This window comes from Citrobacter sp. wls757, from assembly GCF_005280935.1.
Lineage (GTDB): Bacteria > Pseudomonadota > Gammaproteobacteria > Enterobacterales > Enterobacteriaceae > Citrobacter > Citrobacter portucalensis.
In genome coordinates, this window is the sequence record NZ_SZWU01000060.1 from 216,011 (window position 1) to 224,737 (window position 8,727).

The window sequence follows — 8,727 nt, forward strand, 5'->3', positions numbered from 1 at the left end:
ATTGTGCGGATGGCGTTAATCAACCCCTTAACGCCTTTTTCAAGTTTGGAACGTGGACATCCGGCATTGAGGCGCACAAAACCGCGTCCTTCTTCTCCGTATGTGTATCCGGGCATGATGGCGACTTTCTGCTGATGGATGAGTGCTTCCTGCAGTGCGTGGTCATCAAGGTTGAGTGGACGCAAGTCAATCCATGCCAGATAGGTGGATTGCGGAACCTGCCAGTTCAGTTCGGGGAATGCGTTATTCAGCTCGTGCGCGATGTAATCCAGGTTACTGGCAAGATAATCCCGCAGCGCATCAAGCCAGCTAGCGCCCTGTTGGTAGGCTGCGATATGTGCGCTAAGCGCGAGCACTGCAGGTGAGGAAAGACCATCCCGACCCTTTAACGCACTGAGGTAATCGTTGCGACTCTGCTCATCCTCAATAATCCCGTAAGCCCCGGTTAATGCCGGAATATTGAAGCTCTTTGAACCGGAAGTGAACAGTGCCCAACTGTCGCGCGCGACGTTACTCCACGGGATGTGTGGCTGGTCTGCCCATACCATATCCATATGGATCTCATCAGAGATGACTTTTACACCGTGGCGCTGACACAGCTCCGCCATGGTTTCCAGTTCATCGCGCGTCCACACCTTACCGGTTGGGTTGTGCGGGCTGCAAAGCAGGAGAATTTTGCTTTCAGGCCGGGACAGGGCTTTCTCTAGTGCAACCATGTCGCAAAACCAGCCGTCAGCGCGTTTTTCAAGTCCGACAGCGCATACCTGGCGCTGATTACCTTCAATCGCTTTGTAAAACGCGTCGTAAGCCGGCGTATGAATAACCACCGCATCACCCGCAGAAGACCACTGGCGGATTAGCTCCGATACCATATAGATGACCGAGGGGCCATAAACCAGCGACTGAGGATCGATTTGGGTATTATGACGCGATAGAAACCAGTGGCTAATCGCCGCCAGAAATTCATCATTTTTCCAGCGACTGTAACCCAACACGCCATGTGACAGGCGCTGAGTCAGCGCCTCCAGAATGCAGGGGGCGGTGGCAAAATCCATATCGGAGATGGTGAACGGCAGAAGGTCGGCTGAACCAAAACGGTCGGCAACGTAATCCCACTGAGTACACCAGGTACCATGCCTGTCCACAACCTTTGAAAAATCAAACATATTGTTGTCCTTAAGCCTGTACGGTGTTCATCAGAACTGCGATCTCATCTTTCACTGACTGGACCTGCGGACCAATAACAACCTGAAGATTATGCTGATTGAGTTGCACTACGCCAATGGCGCGATTGTCCTTCAGTGCCTGTACGTTCACAAGCGACATATCCTTCACTGACAAGCGCAGACGGGTAATGCAGTTATCAAGGCTGACAATGTTTTCCGCACCGCCCAGAGCCGCCAGAATGGCAGGGACGTTGTAACCGGATTTACCCGGTGCTCCCGCCATGACTTTATCGATATTGCTGGCAATTTCGACGTCCCGACCCGGGGTCTTCAGATTGAAGCGTGTGATGGCGAAACGGAAGATCACGTAGTACACCGCGAACCAGATCGCAGCCACGACAGGGACCAGATACCACTTGGTAGAGAGTCCGTGCAGGATGCCGAATACAACAAAGTCAATCAGGTTACCGTCCGTGTTGCCGATGGTGACGCCTAACACCGCCATCACGGTGAAACCAAGACCGGTCAGCAGGGCGTGGATTACATACAAAACAGGGGCAACGAACAGGAATAAGAACTCGAGGGGTTCGGTTGTACCGCCGATCACGCAGGCAATGAGACCAGAAATTAACAGCCCTTTAATTTTATGACGATTTTCAGGGCGAGCACAGTGGTACATAGCGAGCGCTGCCCCCGGCAAACCACCGAGGAACGCCGGCATTTTACCCTGCGACAGGAAGCGGGTTGCGCTTTCAGAGAAACCTTGTGTCGTTGGGCAGCTCAGTTGAGCCTGGAAAATAGTCAGTGCGCCGCTCACGCTGTGACCGCAGACTTCCTGCGTGCCGCCAGCTTCGGTGAAGCGAATGAGCGCCACCAGAATATGATGCAGACCAAACGGCAGCAGCAGACGTTCACCGGTACCAAACAGCATTGGACCAAATTCGCCCGCGCTGTTGATGATGTGGCCGAGCCCGTTAATGCCCATGGCGAAAACCGGCCAAACCAGGGGAATGACCAGGCCGACCAGTCCCATCACCACCGAAGAGATAATTGGTACAAAGCGGGTACCGCCGAAGAACGCCAGTGCATCCGGCAGGCGAATGTTGTGGAAACGTTCATGCAGCATCCAGACGATGATCCCGGCAATAACAGCGCCGAGGATCCCGGTGTCGATCGACTGGATCCCCAGGATATTCTGCACGTTGTTAGCCTTCAGGATCGTGGCATCCGTGGTAGGCAAGATACCTTTCGCGGTTAACCAGAAGTTGACGGCAAGGTTCATCACCGCATAACCAACAAAACCGGCAAATGCCGCTACGCCTTTGTTCTCGCGGGCCAGGCCGAGAGGTATGGCAATACAGAACATCACCGGTAAGAAGCTAAACGCAAATGAGCCTACTTTGCTCATCCAGGTAAAAATAGCCTGCAGTACCGGATTACCCAATGCCGGAATCAGCGTTAAGACATCATGACTACTTAACGAGCTGCCGATCCCTAACATGATCCCGCAGAATGAGAGCAGAGCCACGGGCAGCATAAAGGTTTTGCCCAACTGCTGGAAAAATTCCCATAACGTAATTTTTGGTGTGGTTCTCGTCGTCATCAAACGACTCCTCGTAAAAGCTAGCTGACTAATGATGGCGAGAAGATAAAACGTTTTACCTAATTTTAGTGCGGTATAAATCACATTATCGAACGATAATAGGGCGTATAAATATATGTGATTGATAAAACGTTTTATCCGTCACGTTATCAGGGAGTTTTCCGTTTTTATGGCTATAGCCAAAAAAATAACCATCCATGATGTTGCGCTGGCCGCGGGCGTTTCGGTTAGTACCGTCTCATTGGTGCTCAGTGGAAAAGGCCGTATTTCATCCGCGACCGGCGAACGGGTGAATGCCGCTATTGAGCAACTGGGGTTTGTGCGTAATCGCCAGGCATCAGCGCTGCGTGGCGGGCAGAGCGGGGTAATTGGTTTGATCGTGCGCGACCTTTCCACCCCGTTTTACGCCGAGTTGACGGCGGGTCTGACGGAAGCTTTAGAAGCGCAGGGGCGCATGGTCTTTTTATTACATGGTGGCAGAGATGGCGAACAGCTGGCACAGCGTTTCGCTATGCTGCTTAATCAAGGGGTTGATGGTGTGGTGATCGCCGGGGCTGCCGGCAGTAGCGACGACCTACAACAACTGGCCGCGGAGAAAGGGATTCCGGTAGTGTTTGCGTCTCGGGCCAGCTACCTGGATGACGTTGACACCGTCAGACCTGACAACATGCAGGCAGCGCAATTGCTGGTTGAACATCTGATACGCCATGGGCATCAGCGCATCGCGTGGTTGGGGGGGCAGAGTTCTTCATTGACCCGCGCAGAGCGTGTCGGCGGCTATTGTACGACGTTGCTAAAGTATGGTTTACCGTTTCATAGCGACTGGGTGCTGGAGTGCTCATCCAGCCAAAAGCAGGCCGCAGAGGAGGTGACCGCGCTGTTACGTCGTAACCCAACGATCAGCGCAGTGGTGTGCTACAACGAAACCATAGCCGTTGGCGCCTGGTTTGGCCTGATGAGAGCAGGGCGTCAGAGTGGTGAAATTGGCGTAGACCGCTACTTCGAACAGCAGATCTCGTTAGCTGGATTTGCCGATGTAGCGGAAAATGCACTGGACGATATCCCCATTATTTGGGCCTGCACGCCCGCGCGTGAAATGGGTTATACCCTTGCTGAGCGCATGCTACAGCGCATTGGGCACGATGATGGTCATTCACGTAACTTAACGCTTTCCGCCCGGCTGGTGGTGGCAAAATAAAAAAGGCCCGATAAACACACGGTTATCGGGCCTGTTGTCACGCGTATTTACTGTTGCGGAATAGCCGGGACATCCGGCTCGCCGAGAGAAGGCATACCGAACATACCAACAAACTCATCCAGCGACATTTTTTGTCCGTTTAACGTAACCTGGCCGTTTGCATATTGCAGGCTGGAGCCGATGACGTTGTCCTGCATCGTTGTAATACGGAACATCTGACCCATTGCCGCCAGGCCATTCACCTGTTGTTTCGCCAGATCGGCCGCTTGTTCCTGCTGATAGCCTTCAATTTTGGCAATCTGCGTCATGAACTCAGTCGCCATATCAACCGGAATCGTCAGCTTAGCATCCAGTGATTTGACCGAACGATCCACTTCCTGAGCCAGCGTTTGTGGTTCCTCAGTATTTGCTGTCGGATCTTTTAGCAGCAGTGACAGATTAAATGCGGTTTCACCTTTCGCATTTTTCCAGCTCAGCGGGGCAATGGTGATAACCGGCTCGCCTTTCATCAGAATCGGCAGCGCATTGAAGAAGGCTTCAGTGACTTTTTGCTGATAAAGCTCAGGATTTTGTACCACATCAATCTGCGCCATCAGCGCCTTGGTTTGGGCGCTATACTGCTGACTGAACTGGTGTAATGCTTCACCGTCAATCTGGCCAACTTTCAGCGTCAGTTTACCGCTACCCATATCCTGACCCTGCAATTTCAGGCTGTTCAGCGTGTAATCCAGCTGGCTGTTGACAGTTTTACCCTCGTTGATCAGATCGGATTTGCCATCAATACCCATGCCTTCCAGTACCGCCAACTCTTTACCTTCGACGGAAATCGACAGTTTATCGAGTGACAATTTTTGGTCGCCGATGCGCTCACCAAAGCTGGCAATACTGCTGGAACCCTCAGTTTTCAGGTTATTGAAAGTCATTTGTACTTTCTGGTCATACTCGTTGACCGCATTGACCACGCCGCTTTGCGCATTGCCTGTCAGCGAGACAGCGTTACCTTCTTTGTCTGCTGTAAACTGGAATTCCCCGCCGCTGAAGGCTACTTTTTCGTCGCCTTTCTCATAGTTCAGTGGTTTGAGGGAGAGATCGGAACGGGTATCGCCGCTGTAGCCGATTCGGGAATTAATGACAAATGGCGACTCACCTTTGGCAATATCAAACAGCGGTTTGGTAACGTCGTTATTGACCAGAGTCGTTTTCACGGAGGCCATAGCCGGGACCAGATTCAGTGATTTCAACTGAGCCAGCGGGAATGGACCGTGATCGACGGTTTCATTCAGGACGATACTTTGCCCCGGTTTTAGCCAGGAATCTGCCTGCCCGGCGATTGGTTTCACCACCAATTGCAGTTGGCTATTGAACACCCCGCGCTGGTAGTTTTGATAACTCAGTTCAATGCCCGCCTCAGGGGAGAAACGTTTTAACTGATCGTTTGCCTGTGTCACCATCTCGGCGAGATGCGTTTCAAGTTTCTTACCTGTGTACCAGGCGCCGCCCGTCCAGACGATACCCAGCGCAACTACCACACCCGCAGCTACCAGCGATTTTTTCATTTCGATATCCATAAAATAAAACCAGGCGTTTGAAGACGCCTGGAGGAGTGACATGTCTTTAACACACTACAGCTTAGCAAGAGTTGTTAAAAATATCAGTATCTTGCTATAGCTTGTTATAAACCCGGGCTAAACGACCTGCGCCACTGATGTTAACCGGCGATTCATTCGCGCCAATAAAGGCCGATTCACCCGGTCGCAGAACCAGACGTTGCTCGCCTTTGCTCAGCACGGCTTCACCCTCGATGCAGAACAAAATGGCCGCACTTTGCTGGCTGATATCTGCGCCATTGGTAGTAAGGTCATGCAGGGAGAACGCAAAATCGTCAACCGGGATTGGGAAGTCCAGTTCACCATCAGATTCAACCGGCGTGGTCAGTAACTGGTTTGCTGGCTTGGCGACAAACTTCACGTTGGCGACCAGTTCCGGGATATCAATATATTTTGGTGTCAGTCCGGCACGCAGCACGTTGTCCGAGTTAGCCATCACCTCAAGCGCCACACCTTGCAGGTAAGCGTGCGGAGTTTCGGCAAATAAGAACATAGCCTCGCCTGGATTGAGTTTCACCACATTGAGCAGCAGCGGGGAGAAAAGCCCACTGTCGTTCGGGTAGACGTCGGCGATCAGACGGATGGTTTGCCAGGGTTCACCCTGCTGGCTGTTCAGCGCTGATTTCAGGATCGCCAACGCATGGGATTTCTCCTCATCCTGCATATTCAGCAAGCTGGCGAAAAGATAGCTCAGACGTTCCGCACTCGGTTCTTCCAGGAAATGTGCAATAGCTGGATGTGCGGCGGAAACGGGTTGTAACAATGCAACAATGTCAGAGAACTCGCGGAATGCGTTCATCGCCAGGAAAGGCGTCAAAGCAAATACCAGTTCTGGTTTGTGGTTAGGATCTTTGTAGTTGCGCTCGGCGGCATCCATCGGGATCCCCGCGGCGTTTTCTTTGGCAAATCCAATTTCAGAATTGTGCTTGTTAGGATGAACCTGAATCGAAAGTGGTTGAGCAGCGCAGAGTACTTTAAACAGGAAGGGCAGTTCACCAAAACGTTGCGCTACGGCTTCGCCTAGCAGTGCGGATTTATCGTGCTCGATAACGTCGCGCAGAGCAACCGTCTGACCGTCAGCGCCCAGAACCTGCGAACTGCTTTTCGGATGCGCGCCCATCCACAACTCAGCCATCGGTTGCTGAGTGGGGTTGGCAATGCCATAGAGTTCCGTTAACGCCGTTTTACTTCCCCAGGCGTAGTTCTGCACTGAGTTGATGAGTTTTTGCATTATCAAGCCCTGTTTCAATGTTGAATTTTCTACGGCTATTAAACCAAGAAACCCTGAGGGAAGTAACCTGCACATGTAAAAAGTCGTACTTGTCTCAGTTTTTGTTAAAAAAATGTGTAGGATATGGTGACTCGCTTTTAATACCCTGAGTAATTCCGGTTGCAGAAAGCTCTTCCTTCTACAACCGGATCTGCGGCAGGGAAGCAGGGCAATGGAACATCTGCCCAGAGAATAACCAGACCGAGCAGTAAGTGAGAGCACAATGTCAAACAAACCCTTTCATTATCAGCATCCTTTCCCCCTCAAAAAGGATGATACCGAATACTATCTGCTGACCAGCGACTATGTCTCTGTTGCCGAATTTGAAGGGCAGGAGATTGTTAAAGTTGCACCGCAAGCCTTAACCCTGCTGGCTCGTCAGGCCTTTCATGATGCGTCGTTTATGCTGCGTCCCGCACATCAACAGCAGGTAGCTGATATTCTGCGCGACCCGGAGGCCAGCGAAAACGACAAATATGTGGCCCTGCAATTCCTGCGTAACTCTGACATCGCGGCAAAAGGCATTTTGCCGACCTGTCAGGACACCGGAACTGCGATTATCGTGGGTAAAAAAGGTCAGCGTGTCTGGACCGGTGGGGGTGATGAGGAGGCGCTGGCACGAGGCGTCTATAACACCTACATCGAAGACAACCTGCGCTATTCACAAAACGCAGCGCTGGATATGTATAAAGAGGTGAACACCGGTACCAACCTGCCAGCACAAATCGATTTGTATACCGTCGACGGAGATGAATACAAATTCCTGTGTATTGCCAAAGGTGGTGGTTCGGCGAATAAAACCTATCTGTACCAGGAAACCAAAGCGCTGCTAACACCGGGCAAATTAAAAGATTACCTGGTTGAGAAAATGCGTACGTTGGGCACTGCGGCTTGTCCGCCGTATCACATCGCGTTCGTAATCGGTGGAACATCGGCAGAAGCCACACTGAAAACGGTCAAACTGGCTTCTGCAAAATACTACGACGAACTGCCGACAGAAGGTAACGAACATGGTCAGGCATTCCGCGATGTAGAGCTGGAAAAAGAGCTGCTGATTGAGGCGCAGAATTTGGGGCTTGGCGCGCAGTTTGGTGGGAAGTACTTCGCGCATGATATTCGCGTGATCCGCCTGCCGCGTCACGGCGCGTCGTGTCCGGTTGGTATGGGTGTTTCTTGCTCAGCCGATCGAAATATCAAAGCCAAGATCAACCGCGAAGGTATCTGGATCGAAAAACTGGAGCATAATCCTGGGAAATTTATACCGGAAGAACTGCGCCAGGCGGGAGAGGGGGAAGCGGTGCGCGTTGACCTCAATCGTCCGATGAAAGAGATTCTGGCTCAGCTTTCCCAGTATCCGGTTTCCACGCGTCTGTCGCTCAACGGTACAATTATCGTTGGCCGTGATATTGCGCATGCGAAACTGAAAGAACGTCTGGATAACGGCGAAAGTTTGCCGCAGTATGTTAAAGATCACCCGATCTATTACGCAGGTCCGGCAAAAACGCCGGAAGGCTATGCCTCTGGTTCGCTGGGGCCAACCACTGCCGGACGTATGGACTCGTATGTTGACCAGCTTCAGGCCGCTGGTGGGAGCATGATTATGCTGGCGAAAGGCAATCGCAGCCAGCAGGTGACCGATGCTTGCCATAAACATGGCGGCTTCTATTTGGGCAGTATTGGCGGCCCCGCCGCGGTGCTGGCTCAGGGCAGTATCAAGAGCCTGGAGTGCGTGGAATACCCGGAACTCGGGATGGAAGCCATCTGGAAAATTGAAGTAGAAGATTTCCCGGCATTTATCCTGGTAGATGACAAAGGCAACGATTTCTTCAAGCAAATTCAGACGTCGCAGTGCGCACGCTGCGTTAAGTAACGTCAGCCGCCCT

The 8,727-nt window shown here is 52.0% G+C and carries 6 protein-coding genes; 2 read left to right on the forward strand and 4 right to left on the reverse strand.

The annotated features are described in order from the left end of the window. Together FDW94_RS15935 and malX are read right to left on the reverse strand one after the other, a co-directional pair. The coding region (locus FDW94_RS15935; RefSeq protein WP_137378029.1) for a MalY/PatB family protein at positions 1-1,166 on the reverse strand (1,166 nt) is incomplete at its 3' end. Positions 1,167-1,176: 10 nt separating this feature from the next. Continuing rightward, a complete protein-coding gene (malX, locus tag FDW94_RS15940; RefSeq protein ID WP_032943348.1) occupies positions 1,177-2,769 on the reverse strand; it encodes a maltose/glucose-specific PTS transporter subunit IIBC in 1,593 nt (530 codons plus the stop codon). 169 nt (positions 2,770-2,938) lie between these two features. On the opposite strand from malX, the gene FDW94_RS15945 reads away from it, so the two are divergent. After that, positions 2,939-3,967, forward strand: coding sequence for a Mal regulon transcriptional regulator MalI (locus FDW94_RS15945; protein WP_137377874.1), 1,029 nt, complete (start codon positions 2,939-2,941; stop codon positions 3,965-3,967). A 47-nt stretch (positions 3,968-4,014) separates the two neighbouring features. Here FDW94_RS15945 and FDW94_RS15950 read toward each other — a convergent pair whose 3' ends face one another. Both FDW94_RS15950 and manA read right to left on the reverse strand, forming a co-directional pair. After that, entirely contained in the window at positions 4,015-5,523 is a 1,509-nt protein-coding gene (locus FDW94_RS15950) for a YdgA family protein (protein ID WP_137377875.1), read from the reverse strand. Positions 5,524-5,629: 106 nt separating this feature from the next. Then, positions 5,630-6,805 carry a mannose-6-phosphate isomerase gene (manA, locus tag FDW94_RS15955; protein ID WP_100272507.1) on the reverse strand — a complete coding sequence of 392 codons (1,176 nt, stop codon included), beginning with the start codon at positions 6,803-6,805 and terminating at the stop codon, positions 5,630-5,632. 262 nt (positions 6,806-7,067) lie between these two features. Between manA and fumB the strand changes: the two genes are divergently transcribed. Then, entirely contained in the window at positions 7,068-8,714 is a 1,647-nt protein-coding gene (gene fumB, locus FDW94_RS15960; RefSeq protein ID WP_008784695.1) for a class I fumarate hydratase, read from the forward strand. The last annotated feature ends 13 nt before the right edge of the window (positions 8,715-8,727 follow it).

Excerpts from the sequence above, each read along its gene's own strand:
- FDW94_RS15950 (WP_137377875.1), bottom strand. The coding sequence starts at position 5,523 with ATGAAAAAATCGCTGGTAGCTGCGGGTGTGGTAGTTGCGCTGGGTATC.
- manA (WP_100272507.1), bottom strand. The coding sequence starts at position 6,805 with ATGCAAAAACTCATCAACTCAGTGCAGAACTACGCCTGGGGAAGTAAA.
- malX (WP_032943348.1), bottom strand. The coding sequence starts at position 2,769 with ATGACGACGAGAACCACACCAAAAATTACGTTATGGGAATTTTTCCAG.
- fumB (WP_008784695.1), top strand. The coding sequence starts at position 7,068 with ATGTCAAACAAACCCTTTCATTATCAGCATCCTTTCCCCCTCAAAAAG.
- FDW94_RS15945 (WP_137377874.1), top strand. The coding sequence starts at position 2,939 with ATGGCTATAGCCAAAAAAATAACCATCCATGATGTTGCGCTGGCCGCG.